The 25,224-nt window shown below is 69.7% G+C and carries 26 protein-coding genes and 1 pseudogene; 14 read left to right on the top strand and 13 right to left on the bottom strand.

All coding sequences use genetic code 11. The features are described from left to right. The first annotated feature begins 2 nt into the window (after positions 1-2). A complete protein-coding gene (locus ABEU20_RS12365; protein WP_420164717.1) occupies positions 3-434 on the top strand; it encodes an Rv0880 family HTH-type transcriptional regulator in 432 nt (143 codons plus the stop codon). A gap of 95 nt (positions 435-529) precedes the next feature. Beyond that, positions 530-1,747, top strand: a complete 1,218-nt coding sequence (locus ABEU20_RS12360) for an MFS transporter (RefSeq protein WP_420165123.1) — start codon at positions 530-532, stop codon at positions 1,745-1,747. Here ABEU20_RS12360 and ABEU20_RS12355 read toward each other — a convergent pair. Next, positions 1,699-2,250 carry a hypothetical protein gene (locus tag ABEU20_RS12355; protein WP_420164716.1) on the bottom strand — a complete coding sequence of 184 codons (552 nt, stop codon included), beginning with the start codon at positions 2,248-2,250 and terminating at the stop codon, positions 1,699-1,701. The two genes, ABEU20_RS12360 and ABEU20_RS12355, sit on opposite strands and share 49 nt — an antisense overlap. Before the next feature lie 70 nt (positions 2,251-2,320). On the opposite strand from ABEU20_RS12355, the gene ABEU20_RS12350 reads away from it, so the two are divergent. From ABEU20_RS12350 to ABEU20_RS12340, 3 genes are read left to right on the top strand one after another with little or no spacing between them, the layout of a single operon-like run. Then, positions 2,321-2,926, top strand: coding sequence for a TetR/AcrR family transcriptional regulator (locus tag ABEU20_RS12350; RefSeq protein WP_420164715.1), 606 nt, complete (start codon positions 2,321-2,323; stop codon positions 2,924-2,926). Between the two features lie 34 nt (positions 2,927-2,960). Further along, positions 2,961-3,767, top strand: a complete 807-nt coding sequence (locus tag ABEU20_RS12345; RefSeq protein ID WP_420164714.1) for a TrmH family RNA methyltransferase — start codon at positions 2,961-2,963, stop codon at positions 3,765-3,767. After that, positions 3,764-4,036, top strand: a complete 273-nt coding sequence (locus ABEU20_RS12340) for a DUF2537 domain-containing protein (protein WP_420164713.1) — start codon at positions 3,764-3,766, stop codon at positions 4,034-4,036. The genes ABEU20_RS12345 and ABEU20_RS12340 overlap by 4 nt, the downstream gene beginning before the upstream one ends. A 6-nt stretch (positions 4,037-4,042) precedes the next feature. On the opposite strand, the gene ABEU20_RS12335 is transcribed toward ABEU20_RS12340, so the two are convergent. The 4 genes from ABEU20_RS12335 to ABEU20_RS12320 all read right to left on the bottom strand — a co-directional run bounded on the left by ABEU20_RS12335 (position 4,043) and on the right by ABEU20_RS12320 (position 8,246). Further along, positions 4,043-4,849, bottom strand: coding sequence for a DUF6928 family protein (locus ABEU20_RS12335; RefSeq protein WP_420164712.1), 807 nt, complete (start codon positions 4,847-4,849; stop codon positions 4,043-4,045). After that, positions 4,804-5,664, bottom strand: coding sequence for a septation protein SepH (sepH, locus tag ABEU20_RS12330; RefSeq protein WP_420165122.1), 861 nt, complete (start codon positions 5,662-5,664; stop codon positions 4,804-4,806). The genes ABEU20_RS12335 and sepH overlap by 46 nt, the downstream gene beginning before the upstream one ends. A gap of 291 nt (positions 5,665-5,955) precedes the next feature. Further along, entirely contained in the window at positions 5,956-7,074 is a 1,119-nt protein-coding gene (gene serC / locus ABEU20_RS12325) for a phosphoserine transaminase (RefSeq protein WP_420164711.1), read from the bottom strand. Positions 7,075-7,118: 44 nt separating this feature from the next. After that, positions 7,119-8,246, bottom strand: a complete 1,128-nt coding sequence (locus ABEU20_RS12320; RefSeq protein WP_420164710.1) for a citrate synthase 2 — start codon at positions 8,244-8,246, stop codon at positions 7,119-7,121. A 226-nt stretch (positions 8,247-8,472) separates the two neighbouring features. Between ABEU20_RS12320 and pdxH the strand changes: the two genes are divergently transcribed. From pdxH to ABEU20_RS12290, 6 genes and pseudogenes are all read left to right on the top strand, one after another. Continuing rightward, the gene (gene pdxH / locus ABEU20_RS12315; RefSeq protein WP_420164709.1) at positions 8,473-9,123 is read left to right on the top strand and encodes a pyridoxamine 5'-phosphate oxidase; all 651 of its coding nucleotides are present in this window, start codon (positions 8,473-8,475) and stop codon (positions 9,121-9,123) included. Continuing rightward, a complete protein-coding gene (locus ABEU20_RS12310; protein ID WP_420164708.1) occupies positions 9,120-10,400 on the top strand; it encodes an MFS transporter in 1,281 nt (426 codons plus the stop codon). The genes pdxH and ABEU20_RS12310 overlap by 4 nt, the downstream gene beginning before the upstream one ends. Next, positions 10,393-11,313, top strand: coding sequence for a PfkB family carbohydrate kinase (locus ABEU20_RS12305; RefSeq protein WP_420164707.1), 921 nt, complete (start codon positions 10,393-10,395; stop codon positions 11,311-11,313). Before ABEU20_RS12310 ends, ABEU20_RS12305 begins: the two co-directional genes overlap by 8 nt. Positions 11,314-11,370: 57 nt before the next feature. Continuing rightward, positions 11,371-12,669, top strand: coding sequence for a citrate synthase (locus ABEU20_RS12300; protein WP_420164706.1), 1,299 nt, complete (start codon positions 11,371-11,373; stop codon positions 12,667-12,669). Between the two features lie 36 nt (positions 12,670-12,705). Then, positions 12,706-13,056 (top strand): annotated as a pseudogene (locus tag ABEU20_RS12295) (FKBP-type peptidyl-prolyl cis-trans isomerase); the annotation flags it as partial. A 9-nt stretch (positions 13,057-13,065) separates the two neighbouring features. Continuing rightward, positions 13,066-13,431, top strand: coding sequence for an FKBP-type peptidyl-prolyl cis-trans isomerase (locus tag ABEU20_RS12290; protein ID WP_420165121.1), 366 nt, complete (start codon positions 13,066-13,068; stop codon positions 13,429-13,431). A gap of 88 nt (positions 13,432-13,519) precedes the next feature. On the opposite strand, the gene ABEU20_RS12285 is transcribed toward ABEU20_RS12290, so the two are convergent. The 7 genes from ABEU20_RS12285 to ABEU20_RS12255 all read right to left on the bottom strand — a co-directional run bounded on the left by ABEU20_RS12285 (position 13,520) and on the right by ABEU20_RS12255 (position 21,171). Then, the gene (locus ABEU20_RS12285) at positions 13,520-13,975 is read right to left on the bottom strand and encodes a nitroreductase/quinone reductase family protein (RefSeq protein ID WP_420164705.1); all 456 of its coding nucleotides are present in this window, start codon (positions 13,973-13,975) and stop codon (positions 13,520-13,522) included. A gap of 141 nt (positions 13,976-14,116) precedes the next feature. Beyond that, positions 14,117-15,196 carry an alpha/beta hydrolase gene (locus ABEU20_RS12280; protein ID WP_420164704.1) on the bottom strand — a complete coding sequence of 360 codons (1,080 nt, stop codon included), beginning with the start codon at positions 15,194-15,196 and terminating at the stop codon, positions 14,117-14,119. 152 nt (positions 15,197-15,348) lie between these two features. Next, entirely contained in the window at positions 15,349-17,739 is a 2,391-nt protein-coding gene (locus ABEU20_RS12275; RefSeq protein WP_420164703.1) for a flippase-like domain-containing protein, read from the bottom strand. Next, positions 17,729-19,033, bottom strand: coding sequence for a sensor histidine kinase (locus ABEU20_RS12270; protein ID WP_420164702.1), 1,305 nt, complete (start codon positions 19,031-19,033; stop codon positions 17,729-17,731). The genes ABEU20_RS12275 and ABEU20_RS12270 overlap by 11 nt, the downstream gene beginning before the upstream one ends. Next, positions 19,030-19,770 carry a response regulator transcription factor gene (locus tag ABEU20_RS12265; RefSeq protein ID WP_420164701.1) on the bottom strand — a complete coding sequence of 247 codons (741 nt, stop codon included), beginning with the start codon at positions 19,768-19,770 and terminating at the stop codon, positions 19,030-19,032. The genes ABEU20_RS12270 and ABEU20_RS12265 overlap by 4 nt, the downstream gene beginning before the upstream one ends. Positions 19,771-19,775: 5 nt before the next feature. Further along, positions 19,776-20,240 carry a MarR family winged helix-turn-helix transcriptional regulator gene (locus ABEU20_RS12260; RefSeq protein ID WP_420164700.1) on the bottom strand — a complete coding sequence of 155 codons (465 nt, stop codon included), beginning with the start codon at positions 20,238-20,240 and terminating at the stop codon, positions 19,776-19,778. Between the two features lie 82 nt (positions 20,241-20,322). Further along, positions 20,323-21,171 (bottom strand): fumarylacetoacetate hydrolase family protein, encoded by an 849-nt coding sequence (locus ABEU20_RS12255; protein WP_420164699.1) that lies wholly within the window; start codon positions 21,169-21,171, stop codon positions 20,323-20,325. Positions 21,172-21,312: 141 nt separating this feature from the next. On the opposite strand from ABEU20_RS12255, the gene ABEU20_RS12250 reads away from it, so the two are divergent. Then, a complete protein-coding gene (locus ABEU20_RS12250; RefSeq protein WP_420164698.1) occupies positions 21,313-21,987 on the top strand; it encodes a GntR family transcriptional regulator in 675 nt (224 codons plus the stop codon). Further along, positions 21,980-23,311, top strand: a complete 1,332-nt coding sequence (locus ABEU20_RS12245) for a cryptochrome/photolyase family protein (RefSeq protein ID WP_420164697.1) — start codon at positions 21,980-21,982, stop codon at positions 23,309-23,311. Before ABEU20_RS12250 ends, ABEU20_RS12245 begins: the two co-directional genes overlap by 8 nt. Here the strand turns inward: ABEU20_RS12245 and ABEU20_RS12240 are convergent. Beyond that, positions 23,304-24,701, bottom strand: a complete 1,398-nt coding sequence (locus ABEU20_RS12240) for a DUF1254 domain-containing protein (RefSeq protein ID WP_292039853.1) — start codon at positions 24,699-24,701, stop codon at positions 23,304-23,306. The genes ABEU20_RS12245 and ABEU20_RS12240 overlap by 8 nt on opposite strands. A 150-nt stretch (positions 24,702-24,851) precedes the next feature. Between ABEU20_RS12240 and ABEU20_RS12235 the strand changes: the two genes are divergently transcribed. After that, positions 24,852-25,208, top strand: coding sequence for a hypothetical protein (locus ABEU20_RS12235; protein ID WP_420164696.1), 357 nt, complete (start codon positions 24,852-24,854; stop codon positions 25,206-25,208). Positions 25,209-25,224 lie beyond the last annotated feature (16 nt).

Below are 25,224 nucleotides of genomic sequence, written 5' to 3'. Positions count from 1 at the left end.
TTGTGACAACGGATACTCGCGCCCTTGCCAGCGACCTTTCCCTCGCGGTGGTGCGCCTTACGCGCCACCTGCGGGGACGGCGGGCGGATTCACAGGTGACGCTGACGCAGCTGTCCGCGCTCGTCACCCTCGCCGCCGAGGGCCCCATGACCCCGGGTGCGCTCGCGGCACGGGAGCGGGTCCAGCCGCCGTCGATGACTCGGGTCATCGCCTCCCTCGCGGACGTCGGACTCGTCGACCGCGCACCGCATCCCACCGACGGCCGTCAGATCATCGTGTCGCTCTCCGAGGCCGGCCACGCCCTCATCGAGGGGGAGACCCAGGCGCGTGAGGCGTGGATGACGGAGAAGCTCGCCGGCCTCGACGCCACCCAGCTCTCCACCCTGCGCGAGGCCGTCACGATCATCAGTTCCCTGGTCTCCGAGAACGACTGAACCTTTCCACCCGAAACCGGTCAGCGGGATGTGATGCCCGCTGACCGGTTCCGCGTGTGCAAGATCACGAGGTGTCAACCGATCTCGCGCCGTCGATGTTCGCCGCGCTGCGCTCCCGCAACTACCGGTACTGGACAGCCGGTCAGATCGTGTCCCTCGTCGGGACGTGGATGCAGCGGATCGCGCAGGACTGGCTGGTCCTGACTCTCTCCGGCGGAGACGGTTTCGCGGTGGGTGTCGTGATGGCGCTGCAGTTCGGGCCGACGCTCTTCCTGTCGATGTACGGCGGAGTGCTGGCCGATCGGTACGACAAGCGGCGGATCCTGATGATCTCGCTCGTCGCGATGGCGTCGTTCGGAATGATCCTCGGACTCCTCGACGTCGGCGGCGTGGTGCAGTTGTGGCACGTGTACGTCCTCGCCTTCGCTCTCGGTTGCGTCACAGCGCTCGAGACCCCGGTGCGCCAGTCGTTCACCATCGAGATGGTCGGACCCGACCGGCTGGCCAACGCAATCGCCCTGAACTCCATGATGTTCAACGCCGCCCGCATCGTCGGACCCGCGGTGGCAGGCGTGCTCATCACGCTGATCGGCACCGGCCCGGTGTTCCTCGTGAACTCGGTGTCCTTCGTTGCCGTGTTCGCGTCGCTGCTGTGGATGCGGGTGGACGAACTCACCCGGTCCACCCCCGCGCCGCGAGCGAAAGGGCAGGTGCGTGAGGGCTTCCGGTACGTGCGCGGCAGAGCCGACCTCACCGTCATCCTGCTCACCGTGTTCGTGGTCTCCACCTTCGGTTTGAACTTCTCGCTCACCCTGGCCGTCCTGGCCCGCAACACCTTCGACAAGGGCGCCGACGCCTTCGGCCTGCTCTCGACCATGCTGGCGGTCGGCATGCTGTTCGGCGCCACCCTGGCCGCGCGGCGGGCGTCGACCCCCACCGTCGGCTGGTGTCTCGGTGCCGCCGTCGGATTCGGCGTCCTCGAGACCGCCATCGGGCTCGTGCCGTCGTACCTTGCGGTCATCGTGCTGCTCGTGCCCACCGGCGCCCTCGTTCTCACGTTCTCGACGGCCGCGATGAGCATCCTGCAGATGTCGGTGCCGGCCGAGATGCGCGGACGGGTGATGGGCATGTACATGCTCGCGTTCCTGGGCGGCACCCCGCTGGGCAGCCCGCTGCTGGGCTGGCTCGCCGACGCCGTCGACCCCCGGGCCCCGCTGGTGATCGGCGGGGCCGTCTCCCTGGTCGCCGGACTGGCCGCGGCGGCTTACGTGCGCCGCTCCGCCGCCTTCGGGCGCGCGGGGAACAGTGTGTAGCTCAGGGCGATCACACCCCAGATGCCGAGCACGACGGTGAGCGTGCGGATCCAGTCGGACAGCGCCGCGGTGCGGGCCGGATCGCCCACCATTGCGATCGCGGCGAGCAGCAGACCGCACGCGATGCCCCATGCAACCGCGGCCTTGCCGAACTCGCGCCACTCACGAATCGCCCGCGCCGACCCGTGGCGGGGCGGCCTCACCGGCGCCGGTCCGCCCGCGAAGCGATGGGCGAAGCGTGCGTCGGCCCAGCGGATGATGCTGTGCCCGAACGCAACCGAGAATCCGATGTACGCGGCGGCCAGGCCGTGACTCGCCGTCGCCTCCGCGCCGCCGCGCAGATCGATCGTGGTGGCCACCAGTAGCACCACGTCCACGAGGGGAGCGCCCACGAGTAGGGCCGCGCCGAGAGTGGGGCGGCGCAGGAGATACCGGGCCGCCAGCCCGGCGCCGAGGAACACCCAGAAGAGGATCTCGCACGCGACGATCAGCTGCACGATCATGTCCGCCCCATTTCTAGTACGACTGTGTTAGTCGCGATCGAAACTAGCACGACTGTGTTAGTTTGGCGACGTGGTGAAGCGAACCAGTACCGAGGCCCGGCGCGAAGAGATCGCCGACGCGGTCCTGCGGGTGATCCGGCGCGACGGCATCGGCGCCGCGAGCGTGCGCTCGATCGCCGACGAGGCAGGTCTGTCCACCGGTTCGCTGCGGCACTTCTTCGGAACCCAGTCCGAGCTGCTGCTGTTCGCGATGGAACTGGTCACCAAACGGGTGTACGAACGCATCGCGGCGATCGGGTTCACCGGTGACCTGCGCGCCGACGCCCGCCTGCTGGCCGAACAGTTCGTCCCGCTCGACGACGACCGGCGTGGCGAGATGGACGTCTGGCAGGCGTTCGTGGTCGCCGCGCGGACGGATCCGGCGCTCGCCGAGGTGCGCGATCGCACCGACCGGGAGATGTACGAGGGGTTCCTGCGGATGGTCGAGCCGTTGACGGACGCGGGACTGCTCGTGCCAGGCGCGTCGGCAGAAGTGGAGGCGATGCGGTTGCACGCGCTGGTCGACGGGCTCGCCGCCCACGGCGTCAACCACCCCCGCCGGATGAACGCGGCACGCATCCACGCCGTACTCGACGCCCATTTCGGGACGCTGTTCGCGGGCGAGGGCACCGTGTAGCCGAACGTCGAGTCCGGTACGGCACGATGGATCCGTGGTTCACGTCATCGACATTGCAGACCCCGCCGACCCCCGGCTGGACGAGTACCGCGATCTGAACTCGTCGGATCGCCGCCCCGACCTCCCCGGAGGCAAGGGGCTCGTCATCGCGGAGGGCGTGCTGGTGGTCCAGCGCATGCTCGGCTCCCGCTTCGCGCCGAACAGTCTGCTGGGCGTCGACCGCCGCCTCGTCGAACTGTCCGCGGACCTCGAGGGCGTGGACGTCCCGTTCTACCGGACCACCGCCGACGTCATGGCGCAGGTCGTGGGCTTCCACCTCAACCGGGGCGTGCTCGCGGCCGCCCACCGCCCGCCCGAGCTGGACGTCGAGGACGTCCTGCGCGGCGCGCGCACCGTCGCGGTGCTCGAGGGCGTCAACGACCACGAGAACATCGGCTCGATGTTCCGCAACGCCGCCGGCCTCGGCGTGGACGCGATCGTCTTCGGGGCATCCGTCGCGGACCCGCTGTACCGGCGCGCGGTGCGGGTGTCGATGGGGTACGTGCTGCGGGTGCCGTTCGCGCAGATCCCGGAATGGCCGCGCGGGCTGAACCTTTTGCGCGACAGGGGCTTCCAGTTGATCTCGTTGACCCCGCATCCGTCCGCAGTGCCGCTCGCGGAGGCGATGACCGGCGAGAAGGTCGCGGTGCTGCTCGGCTCCGAAGGACCCGGTCTCACCGAACACGCCATGCGCGCCAGCGACGTTCGCGCCCGGATCCCGATGGCGCCGGGCACCGACTCGCTCAACGTGGCGACCGCGGCGGCGATGGCGTTCTACGAGCGAATCCGGACCGCATCGTGACGGCGTCCGCGGACCCCACCCCGTGGGCGACGGGCCTGCTGGTCAGCACCTTCGCTGCCGTCGTGACACTGGTCGCGGTGGTGGCGTTCGGCGTGACCCTCGCGCACATTCATCCGCTGCTCACGGTGGGCTTCAACCTCGTCGCCGTCGGCGGAGCCGCACCCACCGTGTGGCGGTGGCGGAACCTGCCGGTGTGGCGCTGGGTGGTGTACGGAGTGGCGGCAGGCGTCGTATCCGGTTGGATCACATTGCTGTTCGGCGCCCTGTAGGTCGCGTCAGCTCTCGCGCCGGAACAGTCGCGCGAACAGCGATCGCCGCGGCGGCCGGGCGGCCGGCGCGGTCTGCACCTGCTCTGCCCGTGCCTGCTCGGCGCGCAGCTTCTCCTGCGCCCGCCGCACCGACTCCGGTACCTGACCGGGAGCGTGAACGGCGAAGCGGCACACCGTGATCGACGACGGATCGAGGGAGTCGCCCAGCCATGCGGCGGGTGCTGCCTCGGCGAAGGCGCCCGGATCGAACGGCAGCGTCTGCGGGTCCGGCAGTACGTCCATCACCGGTGGGGCCGGATGCTCGCCCGCCCAGTACGGTCGCTCCCACACCTGAGGCAGACCGAGATCCTCGATGATGTGCACGGGTGTCGCACTGAAGGAGCGCTTCAGTTCGTCGTTCTCCCAGTGCGCGAACGCGCCCCACGAACCGGCGGCCGTGTGCGTGGTCGACGAACTCAGGTACGTGTCCGCGGCTCCCGTCGGTCGGATCCAGTGCTCGACGAGCGTCGACGGCGTCGGCGGCAGGCCCTCACCCGTGCGAACCACGGCGACACCCGGATAGCAGCCGACGACCACCTCGCCGGGCTCGGGCTTCACGGCATCGGACAGTTGCTCGTCACCGAGATACGCGACATCGAGGCCGGGATGGAGCGCCGCGGCGAGCTCTCGGGCGGCCTCCCGATCGGGTGGCGTCCCCTGCAGAACCGTGAGGGGTTCGGTGGCGTCGACGTACCAGATCGTCGATGAGGTGACCCCCAGCACCGGCGTCAGCCGCGCCCGTTGCTCCGCACGCCCAGCAGCACGTCGTCCCACGACGGCAGGGCGGGCTTGCCGCGCTTGTCCTTACCCGGCGTCTGCTGCGGCGCAACCTTGGGGTGATCGTCGTCGGCCGCGTCCGTGGCGTTCGCCGGAGCATCCTCGGGCTCGTTGTCCGCCAATACGATCGGAGGCTCGGGGGACTGCTCGGTGGGCTCGTGTTCGTGATCCTGCTCGAAGTCCGCCGGCCCGTAGATGGGGTTGGTGGGCACCGGCGCGAGACCGCGGCGCCCGAAATCGGGGTCGACGAGCTGTGTGGCCGTGTCGTCGAGTGCGGTGATGGTGCCGCCGTGCGCGTCCGGCTGGTACCGCCAGTGCGCGGCGTTGGTGGTGCGGCCGGCCTGCCACTGCAGCTGGGCCACCCAGTAGCCGTCCTCGTCCTTCCACGCATCCCACGTGACGGTGTCACCGTCGTGGCCGCGGGCCTTGAACGCGAGCGTCACGATCTCCGAGAGGGTGTGCACGTCGGGCCCGTCCGGGCGCACCGGGTGTCCGGCCTGCGCCATCTCCGCCGCCCGCGCGCGCTCGAGCAGCACGGGGTACGCGAATCGTTCGACCTTGGCGTGCGGGATGCCCGCCTGCTCGGCGACCTGTTCGACGGAAGCGCCGGCGCGGATGCGGGCCTGGATTTCCCGGGGGCGGAGCTGACTGTCCATTTCGATCTCAATCTGGCCGAGTCGAGCGATGTCCCCGCGGGAGGCCGCGCGGAGCTTGTCATCGGCTGGAAGCCGGAACTTTTCGCCGGTGTCTGGATCAGAACACACCACGTGCGCGCCGCCAGGCTCGAGACCGATTACTCGCAGCTCCCGCACGTTCGTCCTCCTCATCGCGCCGACTCGCGATCACGTCGAGGTCGACTGTAATTCATCCGTGACCCGCGCGCAGGAAAGACACGCGCGCCATATATCACTCCCCCCGGGCGTTTTGCGCACTTATCGTCGCCTCACCGGTGTGATGAGCGCGACAAGTGCGCAGAACGCGGGAAGGGGGGTGGACCGGGCGCGACAAGTGCGCAAAACGCGGGGAGCGGGAAGATGCGAAGAGGGCGGGCACGCGTGCGCGCGCCCGCCCTCTCAGCGGAAACCGTTACGACTCGGCGGAAATCAGCCGAGCTGCGAGACGACCCAGTCGATGCTCTTGGTGAGCTGCGAGATGTCCTCGGGATCGATCGCCGGGAACATGCCGATGCGCAGCTGGTTGCGGCCCAGCTTGCGGTACGGCTCGGTGTCGACGATGCCGTTGGCGCGCAGGATCTTCGCAACCGCGGCCGCGTCGACCGTGTCGGCGAAGTCGATGGTGCCGACGACCTGCGAGCGGTAGGCCGGGTCGGCGACGAACGGCGTCGCGTACTCCGAGGCCTCGGCCCACGAGTACAGGCGATCCGACGAATCCTTGGTGCGCGCGGTGGTCCAGTCCAGGCCGCCGCCCGAGTTCATCCACGCGATCTGGTTCTCGAACATCAGCAGCGTCGCGAGCGCCGGGGTGTTGTACGTCTGGTCCTTGGTGGAGTTGTCGACCGCGATGGGCAGCGACAGGAACTCCGGGGTCCAGCGGCCCGACGCCTTGATCTCGGCGACGCGCTCGAGCGCGGCCGGGCTCATCAGCGCGATCCACAGGCCACCGTCTGCGGCGAAGCACTTCTGCGGCGCGAAGTAGTAGACGTCGGCGTCGGCGACGTCGACCGGCAGGCCGCCCGCACCCGAGGTGGCGTCGATCGCGATGAGCGCGTTCTCCGAACCCGCCGGACGGCTCACCGGCACGGCGACACCCGTCGAGGTCTCGTTGTGTGCCCAGCCGATGAGGTCGACGGAGCTGTCGGCGACGATCTCCGGCGCGGTGCCCGGGTCGCTCGACACGACGATCGGGTCGCCGATGAACGGGTTGCCCTTGGCGACCGACGCGAACTTCGAGGAGAACTCGCCGTACGTGAAGTGCTGCGAGCGCTCACGGATCAGACCGAACGCGGCCGCATCCCAGAACGCGGTGGAACCGCCGTTGCCGAGGACGACCTCGTAGCCCTCGGGCAGCGAGAACAGGTCGCGCAGACCCGAGCGCACCCGGCCGACGACGTCCTTGACGGGCTTCTGCCGGTGGCTGGTGCCGAACACCGAGGCGCCGACGTCGACCAGGGACTGCAGCTGCTCGGGGCGAACCTTCGAGGGTCCGCAACCGAAGCGGCCGTCGACGGGCTTGAGGTCGGCGGGGATGATCGGTGTGCTCATCGGTGCGAGTTGTCCTTCTCGGTTGTGGTGATGTCCAGCTTTTACTAGCTGTGCGAAATCTGGTCCCAGCCCTCGACCGAGTCGGGGGTGCGGGGCTCGGGGCCGGTGTAGATGGCGGCGGGGCGGACCAGCTTGCCCAGACGCTTCTGCTCCATGATGTGCGCGCACCAGCCGGCGGTACGGCCGCACGTGAACATTGCGGGCATCATGTGCGCGGGTACCTCGGCGAAGTCGAGGATCACCGCCGCCCAGAACTCGACGTTCGTCTCGATCGCACGATCGGGGCGACGCTCGCGGAGCTCGGCGAGCGCGGCCTGCTCGAGCGCCGCGGCCACCTCGTAGCGGGGCGCGTTCAGGCGCTTGGCGGTATCCCGCAGCACCCGGGCCCGGGGATCCTCGGCCCGGTACACCCGGTGGCCGAAGCCCATGAGCTTCTCCTTGCGGTCGAGGATGCCCTTGACCAGTGCGCGGGCGTCGCCGGTGCGCTCGGTCTCCTCGATCATCGGCAGCACGCGCGCGGGGGCGCCGCCGTGCAGCGGGCCGGACATCGCGCCGATCGCGCCCGACAGCGACGCCGCGACGTCGGCGCCGGTGGAGGCGATGACGCGGGCGGTGAAGGTGGAGGCGTTCATGCCGTGCTCGGCGGCCGACACCCAGTACGCGTCGATGGCCTCGACGTGCGCCGGATCCGGGTCACCCTTCCAGCGCGTCATGAAACGGGCGGTGACGGTGGGACATTCGTCGATCAGCTTCTGCGGCACGGCCGGCTGGTAGATGCCGCGCGCGGACTGCGCGACGTACGACAGCGCCATCACCGAGGCACGCGCGAGGTTCTCGCGGGCGGTCTCGTCGTCGATGTCGAGCAGCGGCTGGTAACCCCAGATCGGGGCGAGCATCGCGAGGCCGGCCTGCACGTCGACGCGGACGTCGCCGGTGTGGATGGGCAGCGGGAACGGCTCCGCCGGGGGCAGACCGCGGCCGAACTCGCCGTCGACCAGCAGGGCCCACACGTTGCCGAACGTGACGCGGCGGCCCACCAGGTCCTCGATGTCGACACCGCGGTAGCGCAGGGCGCCGCCGTCCTTGTCGGGCTCGGCGATGTCGGTGGTGAAGGCGACGACGCCTTCGAGGCCGCTGACGAAATCCTCGGGTACTACAGCGCTGGGTGCCATTGCTCCTGGACTCTCCTCATCCGAGTGCCGCCCGTGCGAGCTGCACTGCCTGCCTCAGCCTTCGACGACTGCGTTACGGGGGTCGAGATACTCCGTCGGGCCTGGTGCTATCCAAACTCTAGCCGGTGTCACCGCTCAGCTGGGCGGCGCCTACCCAGGGGTAGCGTCAGGGGCTGTGTCGTCAGATTCCCGCCGCCGGGGTTCCCGGAATTCCGATCTCTCCACGATGAGGGTGAGCTACGGCGAAATCGGGCCGCAGCGGCCCGTCGTCGAACCCGATCTGGAGCCGTCCTGGCTCGACGACGGATGGGTCGCCCTGGCGCGCCGATGGGTCGAGGAGGCCGTCGAGGCCGGGCTGCCCGAACCGAACGCGATGGTGCTCGGCACCGTCGACGCGGACGGGCACCCGTGCACCCGGACGGTGCTGTGCAAGGGATTCGACGCCGACGGCGTGCAGTTCTTCACCAACTACGACTCCGACAAGGGCCGCCAGCTCACCGCCACGCCGTACGCGTCGGTGACGTTCACGTGGATTCAGCTGGCGCACCAGCTCACCGTCCGCGGTCCCGTGGAAAGAACAAGCGAAAACACGACATCCGAATACTGGAACAGCCGCCCGCGCGGCTCCCGGCTCGGGGCGTGGGCGTCGGACCAGTCCCGCCCGATCGCCACGCGCGCGGACCTCGAGGACCGACTCGTCGACGCCGGCAGGCGTTTCGGCGTGGACGGCGACATCCCGGTTCCGACGCACTGGGGTGGCTTCCGGATCCGGCCCGAGTGGGTCGAGTTCTGGCAGGGCCGACCCAACCGCATGCACAACCGCGTCCGCACCCGGCTGGTCGACGGCGTCTGGATCGTCGAGCGGTTGCAGCCGTGAGAGGACTGCTCGCCGACGTCACCCCGCTCCGCAACCCCGACTACCGCAGGCTGTGGACGAGCGGCATCGTCACCGTCATCGGGGGACAGCTCACCGTCGTCGCGGTGCCGCTGCAGATCTTCGCGATCACCCAGAACTCGGCCTACGTCGGACTGGCCGGGATCTTCGGGCTCGTGCCGCTGGTCGTGTTCGGGCTGTGGGGCGGGGCGCTCGCCGACGTCATGGACCGCCGCAAACTGATCGTGATCACGACGCTCGGCCTGATCGGCACGTCGATCCTGCTGTGGCTGCAGGCCGCCGCGAACACGAACAACGTGTGGCTGCTGCTGTGCCTGTTCTCGCTGCAGCAGGTGTTCTTCGCGGTGAACTCGCCCACCCGCAGCGCGATCATCCCGCGACTGCTGCCGCTCGAGGACCTGCCGGCCGCGAACTCGCTGAACATGACGGTGATGCAGTTCGGTGCCATCGCCGGTCCGCTGCTCGCCGGTGTCCTGATCCCCGTGGCAGGGCTGTCCACGGTGTACCTGCTCGACTCGATCGCGCTGCTCGCGACGCTGTGGGCGGTGATCAAACTGCCGGCGCTGCCGCCGACCGGCCCGGCCCGCCGCGCCGGCCTGCGCATCGTGGGGGAGGGCTTCGCCTACCTCGCCACCCAGAAAGTGCTGCTGGCGTCGTTCGTCGTCGACATCGTCGCGATGGTGTTCGGCATGCCGAGGGCGCTGTTCCCCGAGATCGCCCACGAGTCGTTCGGCGATCCTCTCGACGGCGGTGTCGCCCTCGGGTTGCTGTTCGCCGCGATGTCGGCGGGCGCCGTGCTCGGCGGCGTCTTCTCCGGGTGGCTGCCCCGGATCCGCTTCCAGGGCCGGGCCGTCGTGATCTGCATCGTCCTGTGGGGTCTGGCGATGGTCGGGTTCGGCGTGGTGATCGGGATCGCGGGCCCGGACAGTCCGGCGTTCCTGTTGTGGCTCGCGCTCGCGTTCCTCGCGTTCGGCGGCGCCGTCGACATGGTCTCGGCGGCGCTGCGCAGCACGATGCTGCAGCAGGTGGCCACCGACGACATGCGCGGACGCCTCCAGGGCGTGTTCACCGTCGTCGTCGCGGGCGGCCCACGGATCGGCGACGTCCTGCACGGCGCCGCGGCGTTCGCGTTCGGCACGGCCGTCGCGTCGGCCGGCGGAGGCGTCCTGGTGGTGGTCGGGGTCGTCGTCTCGATCCTGGCCTTCCCGGCATTCATGCACTACCGAGTCAGCCGGACCGGGGAGCCCGAACGTGTCTGACCCGCGAATCGTGGTGTGCGGCGAGGCCCTCGTCGATCTCGTCCCCTCCGGTGGCGAGTCGTTCGACGCGCGCCTGGGCGGCGGGCCGTTCAATGTCGCCGTCGCGCTCGGGCGGCTCGGCAGTCCGGTGGCGTTCTGTTCGCGGATCTCCTCCGACGGGTTCGGTGAACGGCTGCTCGCCGAGCTGTCCGCGTCGGGCGTCGGCACCCGGACCGTCCAGCGCGGGGCCGAGCCCACCACCCTCGCGGTCGCGGGCATCGGGTCCGACGGCGGCGCCCGCTACACCTTCTACGCCGACGGCACCGCCGACCGGCTCGTCACCGACCCCGGACCGCTTCCCGGCTCGGTGGCCGCGGTGTCGTTCGGGACGCTGTCGCTGGTCCTCGAGCCCGGCGCCGGCGTCTACGCCGGCCTGCTCCGCCGGTGTCACGACGAGGGCCGGGTGACCGTCCTCGATCCCAACGTCCGCCCGGCCCTGTTCCCCGACGCCTACCGCCGGCGCTTCGCGGACCTGCTGCCGTGGGTCGATGTGGTCAAGGTCTCCGACGACGACGTCCAGTGGCTGGGACACGGAGTGGACGGTACGACGCCGGAGCAGTGGCTCGAGTGCGGTGTGGCCGCCGTCGTCACCACCCACGGGGCGGACGGGCTGAGCGTGCGGACGCGGTCGCTGGAGGTGCACGTCCCGGGCGTCTCGGTGCTCGTCGCCGACACCATCGGGGCAGGTGACACGGTTCAGGCGGCGCTTCTGCACCGGCTCGAGCGTCGCGAACTCCTCCGTCGGAGTTCGGTATCGGGGCTCGACGGGGGACAATGGCAGGACGCCCTGGAATTCGCAGCACGCGCGGCGGCAATCACCATTTCGCGGCCCGGGGCGGACCCTCCGTGGGCAGTGGACCTCACGGGCGGCTAGTTTCTACTTGAATGTTACGAAGTTACTCACTGGTCTGAGTTTGAGAGGGATCCTTCCGTGCCCGCTGAGAATGACAACAAACCCACACTCAGCTACCCCGGTGGCGAGCACACGATGTCCATCGCCAAGGCGACTGAAGGCAACGACGGCATCGAGCTGGGCAAGCTCCTTGCCGATACGGGTTACACGACGCTCGACCCGGGCTTCGTGAACACCGCGTCCACCAGTTCCGCTATTACTTACATCGACGGCGACAAGGGCATCCTGCGCTACCGCGGGTACCCGATCGAGGAGCTCGCACAGCGCTCCACGTTCATCGAGGTCAGCTACCTGCTGATCTACGGCGAGCTGCCCACCGAAACCCAGCTCGAGGTGTTCACCGACAAGATCCGTCGCCACACCCTGCTGCACGAGGACCTCAAGCGGTTCTTCGACGGCTTCCCGCGCAACGCGCACCCGATGCCGGTGCTGTCGAGCGCCGTCAACGCGCTGTCCGCGTACTACCAGGACGCCCTGGATCCGGACGACCCGGAGCAGGTCGAGCTGTCGACGATCCGTCTGCTCGCGAAGCTGCCGACGATCGCCGCGTACGCGTACAAGAAGTCGGTCGGCCAGCCGTTCCTCTACCCGGACAACTCGTTGAGCCTGGTCGAGAACTTCCTGCGCATGACGTTCGGCTTCCCGGCCGAGCCGTACGAGGTCGACCCCGAGGTCGCCAAGGCCCTCGACATGCTGCTGATCCTGCACGCCGATCACGAGCAGAACTGCTCGACGTCGACCGTCCGCATGGTCGGCTCGTCGGACGCGAACCTGTTCACGTCGGTCTCCGCCGGCATCAACGCGCTGTGGGGCCCGCTGCACGGTGGCGCCAACCAGGCCGTGCTCGAGATGCTCGACGAGATCACCGCGAACGGTGGCGACGTCAAGGAGTTCGTCCGCAAGGTCAAGAACAAGGAAGACGGCGTGAAGCTCATGGGCTTCGGTCACCGCGTCTACCGCAACTACGACCCGCGTGCCGCCCTCGTCAAGCAGACCGCGCACACGGTGCTCGGCAAGCTCGGCGGCGACGACAAGATGCTCGAGATCGCCATGGCGCTCGAGGAGACGGCGCTCACCGACGAGTACTTCATCGAGCGCAAGCTGTACCCGAACGTGGACTTCTACACGGGCCTGATCTACCGCGCCATGGGCTTCCCGACGCGCATGTTCACGGTCCTGTTCGCGCTCGGCCGCCTGCCCGGCTGGATCGCGCACTGGCGTGAGATGCACGAGGATCCGGCCACCAAGATCGGCCGCCCGCGTCAGATCTACACCGGCTACACGCAGCGCGGCTACGTGGACCTGTCCGCACGCTGATCTGTTTCTGCCCGACTTCTACTGATCGGACACATCATGAGCACCAAGCCCGAGATCGAGTTCCAGGAAGGCCCCGCGCCCACCGAACTCGTCATCAAGGACATCGTCGTCGGTGACGGCCCCGAGGCCACCCCCGGCGCGAAGGTCGAGGTCCACTACGTGGGTGTCGAGTTCGACTCCGGCGAGGAGTTCGACTCCTCGTGGGGCCGCGGCGAGTCCATCACCTTCCCGCTCGCCGGCCTCATCGCCGGTTGGCAGGAGGGGATCCCGGGTATGAAGGTGGGCGGCCGGCGTCAGCTGACCATCCCGCCGGAGCTCGCGTACGGTCCGGCCGGTAGCGGTCATCAGCTGTCCGGCAAGACCCTCGTGTTCGTGATCGACCTGCTCGACGTCGTCGTGCCGCCGAAGCCGCCGGTCATCGAGCCCGCCGAGGGTCCGGCCCCGGCCGAGCTCGTGATCGAGGACATCACGGTCGGTGACGGCGCGGAGGCCCAGCCGGGCGGTGTCGTGGACGTGCACTACCACGGTGTCGAGTACGACTCCAACGAGGTGTTCGACTCCTCGTTCCTGCGTGGCGAGTCGGTCGCCTTCCCTCTCAACCGGTTGATCCCGGGCTGGCAGGAAGGCATCCCCGGCATGAAGGTCGGCGGCCGCCGCAAGCTCACGGTTCCGCCGGAGCTCGCGTACGGTCCGGCCGGTGGCGGTCACCAGCTGTCGGGCAAGACGCTGGTGTTCATCATCGACCTGCTGGGCACCCAGTAGTCCTGTAGAACAACGGATTCAGGCCCCGTACCGTTCGACGGTGCGGGGCCTGAGTCGTCTCTCGGGCGCGGTGGTGTCGGTGGGCGGATCAGGACCGCCGCGTCAGTTCGATCACTGGCAGCTCCCGGTCGGTCTTCTGTTCGTACTTGGCGAACTGCGGCGCCGCCGCCGTGATCGCCGCCCAGGCCTCGGCGCGCTCGGCATCGTGGAGTTCGCGTGCCGTCACCGGAATCGACTCGCCGCCCACCTCGATCGTCACCTCGTCGGGGTGCGCGGCCAGGTTCAGGTACCAGGCAGGGTTGGAGCGGGCGCCGGCCGCCGACGCCACGATGAACCACGAGCCGTCCCGCCCCGCGAACCAGCCGACCGGGGTCGAGCGGGGCTCTCCACTCTTGCGGCCGACGGTGGTGAGTACGAGGGTGTCCATGCCCATGAACTTGCGGCCATGGCGCACTCGGCTCATCGCGAACTTGTTGGCCCAGCGCACCAAGCGTCCGTGCGGGGGTCTCGCGCCGCGGGTACCGCGGGGATGGCTGAACGTCACTGTCGCGCCTCCTCGTTCCGGGCGAGCTTCCGACGACACCAGTATGAGCCGACGGCGGGGGTTTCCGGTACGAGAAAAGGCGCCCCGGCCGAAGCCAGGACGCCTTCTCGTCAGTGTGTTGCTGCTTGTGGCTGAGGGCTGTTACGCGGTGCCCATGGACTCGGCCAGCATCGGCCACGAGTTCTCGAGGTCGTCGCGCCAGTAGCCCCACGAGTGCGTGCCCGCCGGCTTGAAGTCGAAGCGCGCCTGGTCGCCCATGCCGTTGAAGTTGACGGCGTCGAACAGACGGTGGGTGCACTCGTTGGTGGCTGCCTCGATGATGCCGCCGACGATGATCTGGTTGGCCAGCGTCGAGACGTTACCGTTGATGCCCTGGCTGTCGAGCGTGTCGTGCGGGCCCGGCAGACCGGACGCGTTGGCGACGTACAGCTTCGGGCCGCCCTTGAGCTTCCCGATGTTGTAGATCGGGTCATGTGCCTGCCAGTCGGGGCTGCCGACCGGGCCCCACATGTTCTCGACGTCGGCCGAACCACGGGCCGCGATGACGATCTGGATGTAGGTCTGGCCCATCGGGGTCACGGTGTCCGCGCAACCGCTGTAGGCGCCGACCGCCTTGTACAGCTGCGGATCCTTGAGCGCGAGGTTGAACACCGAGGTGCCGGACGTCGAGATGCCGGCCAGGCTGTTGACCTTGGTGGTGCCGAGCGCGGAGTCGATGACCGGCGGCAGCTCCTGCGTGAGGAACGTCTCCCACTTGTTGACGCCGTGCAGGGCGTCGTCGGCCTTCTGCCAGTCGGTGTAGTAGGTGAACGCGCCCTGCATCGGGGTGACGACGTTGACGTGCTTGCCCTGGAAGAAGGTGCCGATGTCGGCCTGCTTCTGCCACGACGCCGAATCTTCGCCGCCGCCTGCACCGTTGAGCAGGTACAGGGTGGGAGCGGGCCTCGAGGTATCAGACGGGCGGATGACCTCGAGCGGAATCTCGCGGCCCATCGACGCGGAGTAGACGCGAAGCGACATCTTGTTCCCGACGCCCTGCGTCGCCGACACGAGCTTGGTGCCACCGTTCGGCACCGCGGCAGCCTGCACCTTGGCAGCGTCCGTGTTGGGTGCTGCGGCCGTGGCTACTCCGGCTCCGACGAAGACGGGCAGTGCGGCGACTGCCGCAGTCGTGGCGCCGATCAGTGCTTTGAGCCGGCGGGACTTCTGGGTTACGCGCATGCTTTCTCCGCTTCGGTGGTCGGCCGGGAGCGAGGATCGGCTCCGCGGTTCTGAACAGGTGTATATCACTTTCGCTATCGGGACTACGTCTCGATTTGCTACTGGTTGCCGGAAAATTCTTCCGGCGTTCCAGAATTATCGGTCACAAACCATCAGACCATGTCGTTTTTCTGCAACCAGCGCAATGTCGGCCAGCCGCAGAACACCGGCAGCCAGCAGGTCAGGACGCGGTACAGCAGCACTGACGGTACCGCGATGCCCACCGGCAGCCCGAACGCGGTCAGCCCACCGATGAGGGCAGCCTCCACGGCGCCGACACCACCGGGGGTGGGGGCGGCCGAGGCGAGGGTGCCGCCGATCATCGTCACGATCGTGACCGTGACGAACGTGGTGCCACCACCGAACGCCTCGATGCTCGCCCACAGGGCCAGAGCGGCGCCGAGGGTGGTGCCGGCGCTGCCGAGGACGATCAACATGAAGCGGCCCGGGTTGCGGGCCAGCTGGGTGAGGGACCCGAGGACCTCGGTCAGCTGCGGCCGGACCTCGTTGCGCAGCCAGCGCCGCGCCTTGGGAATGAACGTGAAGGTGCCGATCGCACCCAACGCGATGCCCGCGATGAGATAGAGCGTCGTGCCCTTCGGGACGAAGTGCGACAGGTCGGCGTCGCGTCCGGCCGCGACGCTGAAGAAGATGAGCAGCGCCACGTGGGTCACCACCTGGACGCTCTGCTGCAGGGCCACCGCGGCCGTCGCGCGGACGGTGCCGAGTCCGCCCTTCTGGAGGAACCGCACGCTCAGCGCGAGACCGCCGACGCCGGCCGGTGTCGTGGTGGCGGCGAACGTGTTGGCGATCTGCATGATCAGCAGGTGCCGGTAGCGCACCAGCTCGGAGGCGCACGCCCACAGCGAGGCCGCGGCCCCGACATAGGTGAGCGCGGAGACGGTCAGGCCGGCCAGCGCCCACCACCAGTTCGCGGTCTTCAGCTCGGTGAGGAACGTGGGGACCTGGCTGATGAACGGGTAGGCCACGTAGACCAGGCCGATCAGCAGCACCAGCTGGATGATCTGGTTCCGGGTGAACCGGGTGACCTGTTCGGGCGCGATCTTCTCGATGTCGGTCTGATTGCTCACCTCGTCGCGGATCGCGCCGAGCAGCGCGGACGAGTCGGGCGCCTGTTTGCGCAGCCGTGACGGCATGGCCGACTTGGTGAGCCGGCCCGACGCGGCGAGGATCCGGTCGCGGCCGCGCGCGGCGAGCGCCGCGCGGACGGCGGGTTCCACGCCGAACAGCGTCGCGGTCGTCAGTAGGAGCTGCGCGGTGTCGGACTGGATCTGCGCCTCGGACGATCCGAGTTCGGCGTAGGTGAAGCCATCGAACATCGCTTGGCCGTCGTCGATCCGGATCTCGGACGCGCGGAGATCGCCGTGGGTGATCTGCCGGGCGTGCAGTTCGCCGAGCGAGGCCCACAACATCTCGAGCAGCGTGTCGCGGGGATGCGGGTTGTCGGTCCGCAGCGTCGCGACGGGCGCGCCGTGCGAGAGCGGCCGGGCGTAGAGCTGCCACCCGCGGTCGAGGGCGGTGACCGCCATCGGCTTGGACGCCGCGAGACCCAGGTCGGCGACGGCGATGCCCATGAGCGCCCGGTGCTCGACGGCCCGCGCCAGCGAGGCGTGTGCGGGGGCGCTCTCGCTGCTGCGCAGCGTGAGCCACTTCGACACCTGCCGGATCGCGCCGCTGCTTCGCTGATTCTGTCCGTACAGTTCGACGACCATCTCGGGTTCGCCGTCGCGGGACGCGCCGAGGACCAGCGGCCCGCTGCCCGCGGTGGTGATGACGCGGAACGCGGTGATGCGGTGACCCAGCCGCTGCAGCGCCTCGACCGCCGACTCGAGCGGCACCTCCAGCGCCGGGGTGCCCACGACGAGCACGATGACCGCACCGACGAGGTAGCCGACGGCCAGGCCGAGCATCGAACGGGCCGGGACGATCGAGCTGACGATCAGGTGGATCGGTGCGAACAGCAGCAGCAGCGCCCACCACAGGCGTCGCCAGCGCTTGGGCAGCCACGGCCCCGACACGGTCAGGACGGCGGCGAGCATCGCAATCCAGCGGGGGTCGTCGAGGAACTGCGACAGGAACGTGTTGAGGCGGTCCGAGACGTCGAGGTGCCAGCGCGGGGCCGCGAGCCCGGAACCGGTGAACGACAGCGCGACGCCCGCGATGAGGCCCGCGGCCGCGTACCCGGCGAGCAGCTTCCAGCGGCGGCCCACGATCAGCTGGATCAGGATCGCGAACGGCAGCGCGAGGATCGCGACGCCGTACAGCAGGTAGACCGTGTCCGACACCCCCGGCGACAGGATGCCGACGATGTCGGACACCGACGTCTCGAGGGCGTCCCACTCGCTGCGGGTGATCACCGAGCCGGCGATGACCGCGCCGAGGAGGACCAGCGCGAACACGACCCGCAAAATGTCGCTGGTGCGTCGGATCAGCGGCGGCAGCAGGCTGCCGCTGACCGGTATCTCCCGTCCGTCAACTTTCAAGGGTCACCACCAGTCGCGCGCCGCCGAGGGGGCTGTCCGCGAGGTGCGCCGTGCCCCCGTGCAGTCCGGCCTGCTGCGCCACGAGCGCCAGCCCCAGCCCGGAGCCGCCCTTGGCGGCACTGCTGCCACGCCGGAAGCGCTCGAACACCTCGACCCTCTCCTCGTGTGGGATGCCGGCTCCGTCGTCGTCGACGGTGACCGTGACGGCGCCGTCGTGGGCGCGGTGCGCACCGATCGACACGTGCCGGGCGCCGCCGTGCCGGACGGCGTTGGTGATCGCGTTGTCGATCGCCAGTCGCAGGCCCACCGGCAGCCCGCGCACGACGAGCCCGGGCGGGGCGTCGACGGTGACCGTGAGCCCCGGGTGCAGGCGCTGCGCGTCCTCGGCGGCGAGGTCGCACAGTTCCGTCAGGTCGAGGTCGACATGGTCCCTCTCGCTGGACAGTTCACCCGACGCGAGTCGTTCGAGCGCGGTGAGGGTGGCCTCGAGCCGGCCCTGGGTGCGGGCGAGGTCGGCGAGGATCTCGGCGCGCTGCTCGTCGGACAGGTCGAGCGTCGTGAGGACCTCGAGGTCGGTGCGCATCGCGGTGAGCGGGGTGCGCAGCTCGTGCGCGGACGCCGCCGCGAAGTCGCGGGCCGTGTCGAGGGCGGCCGCGGTGCGCTGCTGCGCGTCGGAGACGTCCTGCAGCATCGCGCCGGCCGCTGCGGCGAGTTCGTCGGCCTCACGGACACCGGACGCCGCGGTGGCGAGGTCGCGATCGCGGCGGCCGACGCGCTGGGTGAGTTCGACGAGAGGGCGGACCGCGCGGCCGCCGAAGATCCAGCCGAGTCCGGTGGCGGCGACGATCGCGCCGATGCCGACGAGCGCGACCTGCTGCTGTTGGTCGGTGGTGGGGTCCTTCGCCTCGGCGAGCGGGACGGCCACCGACAGCAGCGCCGTGGAGTCGGGGCCCAGCGGGGCGGTGAACGTGCGGAACGGGGTGCCGGCGACGTCCACGGTGTGTGACCCGGGCTCGAGTTCGGGCAGGCGGCTGGACGTGCTCGAGACCACCTTGTCGCTCGACCGGATCGTCACCGCGAACGCACCGCCGTCACCGAGGACGTTCAGGAACGGCGCCGCGGCACCGGCGTTGACGACGAGAACCCGCGACGCGGTCTCGAGCCGTCGGTCGAGTTGCTGCAGATTGTTGCGCGCGATCGCGAGGGCCAGGTACACGCCGACGGCGGCGACGACGATCGTCGCCCCCAGCGCGGTGGCCGCGGCGACGCGCGCTCGCAGCGACTGCGGCCTCACGTCGGTTCCCGCAGCACGAAACCTACGCCGCGCACCGTGTGTACCAGCCGCGGAATGCCGTCGACCTCGAACTTGCGCCGCAGGTAGCCGACGAACACGTCGACCACGTTGGTGTCGGCGACGAAGTCGTAGCCCCACACCAGATCCAGCAGTCGCTCGCGGCTCAGCACCACCCCGGCGTTGCGGGCCAGGACCTCGATCAGCTCGAATTCTCTTTTGGTGAGGGTGATCTCGGCGTCGTTCAGCCAGACGCGTCGGCCGGCGACGTCCACCGCCAACGGGCCGACGGTGATCGGGGGATCGGTGTCGGCCGCGGCGACGGACACCGAGCGACGGCGCAGCATCGCGCGGATCCGGGCGACGAGTTCGGCGAGCACGAAGGGCTTGACCAGGTAGTCGTCGGCGCCGGACTCGAGGCCGGCGATGCGGTCGTCGACCGAGCTGCGGGCGCTGAGAACACAGATCGGGACCTCGTTGCCCTCCTTGCGCAGGGCGGTCACCACCCCGGTGCCGTCGAGCACGGGCATGTTCATGTCGAGCACGACGGCGTCGGGTGCCGCATCTGCGACGACCTGCAGGGCGAGCGCCCCGTCCGACGCGGTGAGGACCGTGAAGCCGGACAGACGGAGCCCGCGCTCGAGCGAGGCGAGCACGTCCGGGTCGTCGTCCACGACCAGGACGGTTGCGGTGGCGGTCACCTGAGCATTGTGCCCGGCGACCGCGACGTTTCCCCTCATCTTCGTCACTCCTCCGGCCGCGGACGCACTCGGTCGGATCGTGCGATGAGCGTGTCGGCGACCCGGACGAACGCGTCGAGGTCGTGCGGATCGACGCCGTCGAACAGACGTTGCGCGGTGCTCGCGCGCAGGTGCCGGACCCGGTCGGCGTCGCGGTGACCGCGCTCGGTGAGCGCGACGATGTGGGCGCGCCGATCGGTCGGGTGCGGGTCCCGGCGCACGTGCCCGGACTTCTCGAGAGCGTCGACCAGTGCGGTCACCTGGCGGGTGCTGCAGCGCAGCGCGCCCGCGAGATCGCGCTGCGTCATCGGCGGATTCTCGAGGACGCACTGCAGTGCCCGGGTCCGTGCGGTCGTCAGGCCGAAATCGCGGGTGCCCGACTGCAGCGACATCGACAGGTGCTCGGTGAGCACGTAGGCGCGACCGAGTGCGGCGTCGGCGTCGTGGTGGTGGTCGGGATCCTCGGGCACGGCGGTGATGTTAGTTCATTGTGAATGCTGTTCACTGAATCGGACGGCGCCGGTGCGGGTGGGGGAGAGGCGCGCGAACCGCCTACCTCGGCCCGGGCACGCAGCGCTGGACGAGCGATCCGATGCCCTCGATGCGGCTGGTGACGACGTTGCCGGGAACGAGGAATCGCTGCGGAGTGCGGCCGACGCCGACCCCGGCCGGGGTGCCGGTGAAGATCAGGTCGCCCGGGCGCAGTGTGCACACCGCCGACAGGTGGGCGACCAGCTCCGCGACGGGGAACATCATCTGGGCGGTGCGGCCGGACTGGACCGTCTCGCCGTCGATCTCGCACGCGATCGCGAGGTCGTCCCGGTCGGTGAACTCGTCGGGGGTCACCAGCCAGGGCCCGGTCGCGCCGAAGCCGGGGAACGACTTGGCGAGCGAGAACTGCGGGGCCGGCCCGGCCATCTGCGAGGTCCGCTCCGAGAAGTCCTGCCCCACGGTCAGTCCCGCGACGTACGCCCACGCATCGTCGGCCGCCACGCCGGTCGCCTCGCGGCCGATGACGGCGACCAGTTCCACCTCCCAGTCGACGGTGTCGGTCGGCAGCGCCAGATCGGTGTCGGGGCCGGTGAGGCAGCTCGCGAACTTCGTGAAGGTCGGCGGAGCGTCGGGCGCGTCCAGCCCGGTCTCGGCGGCGTGGTCGCGGTAGTTGAGACCGATCGCGAACACCTGGCTGGGTGCCGGGGACGGTGCACCGAGGTCGCGGCTGTCGAACGCCTCGCCGGCGGCGGTGCCGGAGACGGTGCGCGCCCAGTCGGCGAAGGCCGGCCACTCGGCGTAGACCGCGGCGGGGTCGGGGCCGAAGCGGCCGGCGCTGGCCGTGTGGACGTCGACGGCGCGGTCGCCGTCGACCAGAACGGTGCGTCCGGAGAGGTTGGCCACGCGCATGGCGATCGTTCCTGTCTGTGTCGGTGAGCGCTTCCGGCGCGGACGCCGGGGAGTGTGGCGCCCAGTAGACCCGAGAAATATCGGAAAAGCAATATAATTTCGAAACTTGACTCGTGATTCGGAACGTCCTGTACTGGCGGGATGGCCAGAGCGACCGGTACCCGCGCGGACGAGATCCATGCGCGGCTGCGCGCCGACATCCTCGGCGGCGTCCTCGCACCGGGAGAGAAGCTCGCCTTCGGGCAACTGCAGACCCGCTACGACGTCAGCACCGGCGTGCTGCGCGAGGTGTTGCCCCGGCTGGTCGAGCAGGGGCTCGCGGTGTCGGAGGCGCAGCTGGGCTTCCGCGTGGTCCCGGTATCGGTGCCGGATCTGGTGGAGTTGACCGACGCTCGCGTGTTCGTCGAATCGGAGGCGCTGCGTCGGTCGATCGCGCACGGTGACGTCGAATGGGAGTCGGCCGTCCTCGCCGCGCGCCACCGGCTGTCACGGACCGCGCCGGTGGACGCCGGCGGCCGGGTCTCCGAGGCGTGGCTCGCGGCGCACAGCGCCTTCCACGGCGCCCTCATGCAGGCGTGTCCCAACACCCGGCTCGTGCACATCGTCCGATCGCTGCGCGACGTCTCGGAGGTGTACCGCTGCTGGAGCGTGCGAAGCCCCGAGTCCGCGGCCCGCGACGTCGACGCCGAGCACGACCGCATCGCGGCGGCCGCCGTCGACCGGGATGCCGACCGTGCGGTGGACGAGCTGCGGCGCCACATAGAACTCACGACCGACCTCCTGGTCGCCGGGCAGCGGGCGGCACACGATGTCTGAGTCACTGGTCTGGTTCCGCCGCGACCTGCGGGTGGGGGATCTGCCCACGCTGAGCGCGGCAGGGGAACGCGCGCTGGGGCTGTTCGTGCTCGACGACCGGCTGCTCGGCCCGTCCGGCGGCCCGCGACGCGATTTCCTCTATCGCAGCCTGTCCGCGCTCGACCAGCAACTCGGTGGACGCCTGCTGGTGGTGCGCGGGGACCCGGTCGAGGTGGTGCCGATGATCGCGAAAGCGGTTGGCGCGCAGGAGGTGCACGTCAGTGCCGACTACGGCCCGTACGGGCGGGAGCGGGACGCGGCCGTCGCCGAGCACGTGGACCTGGTGGCCACCGGGTCGCCGTACGCCGTCGCGCCCGGCCGGGTGACGAAAGACGACGGCAGCCCGTACAAGGTGTTCACGCCGTGGTTCAAGCGCTGGCTCGACCACGGCTGGCGCGGACCGGCGGGCACCGGCGCGGACACGCTCGACTGGATCGACCCCGACGACGTGGGGGGCCGGGGCCGACGGGTGCGGATCCCGGCGCCCGACGCACCCGGTCCGGAAGCGGGTGAGGTTGCGGCGCACGAGCGTTGGCGCGAGTTCTGCGACGACGACCTGCTCCGCTACGACGACGAACGCGACCGCCCCGACCTCGACACCACCAGCCGGATGTCGGTGTACCTCAAGTTCGGGAACATCCACCCGCGCACGATGCTCGCCGATCTGGCCCGTCGGCGCAGTCGCGGCGCCGAGCAGTACCGGCGTCAGGTGGCGTGGCGAGACTTCTATGCCGACATCCTGTTCCAGCGTCCGGACAGTGCACGTCGCAACTACGACACCAAGTTCGACGCGATCCGCCACGACGCCGGACGCGACGCCGACGCGCTGTTCGCGGCGTGGTGCGAGGGTCGCACCGGTTACCCGATCGTCGACGCCGGCATGCGGCAACTGGTCGCCGAGGGCTGGATGCACAACCGGGTGCGGATGATCGTCGCGTCGTTCCTGGTGAAGGACCTGCACCTGCCCTGGTGGCGTGGGGCGCGTTTCTTCATGCAGCACCTGGTCGACGGCGATCTGGCGTCGAACCAGCACGGCTGGCAGTGGACGGCCGGGTCCGGCACCGACGCCTCACCGTACTTCCGGGTGTTCAACCCCACCGGGCAGGGCGAGAAGTTCGATCCCACCGGCGACTACGTGCGGCGCTGGGTGCCGGAACTGCGGGGCATCGGCGGCAAGGCGGTGCACACGCTGAAGGATGCTCGGCCGGAGAATTATCCGGAGCAGATCGTCGACCACGCCGAGGAACGTCGCGAGGCGCTGGCGCGGTACGGCGAGCTCAGCTGAGCGGGGGCACCCGGACGAAATCTCCCGGCCGCCACGTGCCGTCGAACGCGCTCTCCTGCGGACCGTAGATCCGCAGGTACGCGAACCAGGACCGGCCGGGGAGCGTCTCGACCCACAGGTTCTCCACGCCGACCGGTGCGTTCGGGCCGAAGTACAGGTCGATCGAGTCCGCGTCGTCCTGTGGCAGTTCGAAGAGCGAGCGTACGGCTGCCCTGCCCAGCGGAGTCTGGACCTGCGACCGGGTCTGGGCGTCGTAGACGGTGAGTGACCAGAACAGGCCGGCCGGAACGGGTGTGGGCACCGTCAGCGTGTAGTCGATGCTGCCGTCGAGGTAGTCGCCTTGCGCGTCCCGTGTCCCGAGCCAGTACAGGGAACCGCCACCGACCTGCCTCCGGAACATCGCCGGGGACGCGACGATCGCCTGCGCGAACCAGCGGTCGCGAGCCTCGAGATCGAGCCCGGCGGGGGTCTCGAAGTCGGCGTTGTCCGGCACCAACCCCACCCATTCCCATGCGCGATCCGGCCACGCGATCCGGTCGGGGCGGGTTCCGGCGAAGGCGGACACCAGCATCTGATCCCGCCCTGCCCGGGCGGCGCGTTCGAGGATTCGGGTGGTGCGCGCGTCGGGTGCGAACGGTTCGCCCTTGCGGATCCCGAGTCCGGCCAGCAGTCCGTACATGGGCCGGAACTCGTCCACCACCGGTTCGCGGTCGAGGATGCCGTGCAGCACCTTCCAGAACTCGATGTCGTCCTCCCAGCGCAGGCACGTGCTGTCGAGGGCCTTGTCGGTGAAGTCGACGAAGTCGAGGCACTCGGTGTCGGCGCCCAGGCGGTGGATCTTGACCTCGCGCAACGCCTTCAGTGCGCCGACGATGTCCCCGCCGACGGGTAGCGCGCGCAGCGCCATCAACACCGTGAACGAATTCGACCGGCCGATGTGATGGCCCGACGGGACGTCGCCGTCGTATCCCGGTGGCAGCACGACGTGCCGTCCGCCCTTGCCCTCGTCGGGGCCGGGAATGCCCATGTCCATGATCCACCGTTGGTGGTGATCGTCGACCAGACCGATGTAGGGGCCCGCGGGAAGTTCGATCACCATCGGCCCGTCCGTCAGGTCGAGGGCGGCCGCGCCGTACGGGGTGTCGGAGTTGAGCGTGAATCCGACCTGGAGCGGCCCGGTCGACGCGATCCCCACGGCCACGTTGTCCGCGATGCCGATCTCCCGGTTGCCGTTGAAGATTCCCTCGACCGAGACGGTCGGGTACCAGAACCGGTAGGCCGTCACCGCTCGCTGGTAGTCGGCGTCGTCGCGCGCACGGGACGCGGACGCCGCCGTCGGGTACCCACCGGGCAGCTCGTACGGGGCATCGTTCGGGTCCGGTGTCGTCATCGCATGTCCTCCGTCGGCGGGCCGTTCGGTCCTGTCCCACGAATGAACCGCACCGTCGCGCCGTCGGCCTCATCCGTGGGGGGTGAGCGTCGGTTTCGTTCCTCTCGGGTTCGGGTAGGTGACCGGAGGAAGTCACGTGGAAGGAGGCCCATGACACGCGACGTGGAGAAGCGGTGGTCGGACCCGCAGACCTTTCGGCGGGCGGCGCTCTTCGACGCGGCCACGATCGTCCTCGCCCTGATCGCGATGGCCGTCACGATCTCGGTGGGGTCCGGGGCCGGGGACTGCGCTCCCGACGAGGGGCGACTGTGCACCGACACCGCACGCATCGTCGTGGTGGTGGTGCCGTCGGCTCTGCTGCTGCTCGGCGGTATCGCCGCTTTCGTCCAGACGTACCGCGTGTGGCGTCGCAACGGGACGTGGCCGATCTGGCAGGCGGCGGGCTGGTTTCTGTTCGTCCTGATGCTCATGTACCTGGGCATTGCGGTGCGCAGCCTGACTGGCTGAGCGCGTTTCGAAACGT

The organism is Rhodococcus parequi, assembly GCF_046042785.1.
GTDB classification, from domain to species: Bacteria; Actinomycetota; Actinomycetes; order Mycobacteriales; family Mycobacteriaceae; genus Prescottella; species Prescottella parequi.
Note: the sequence above shows the minus strand (reverse complement) of the source record. Positions and strands in the feature narration are given on the sequence as shown.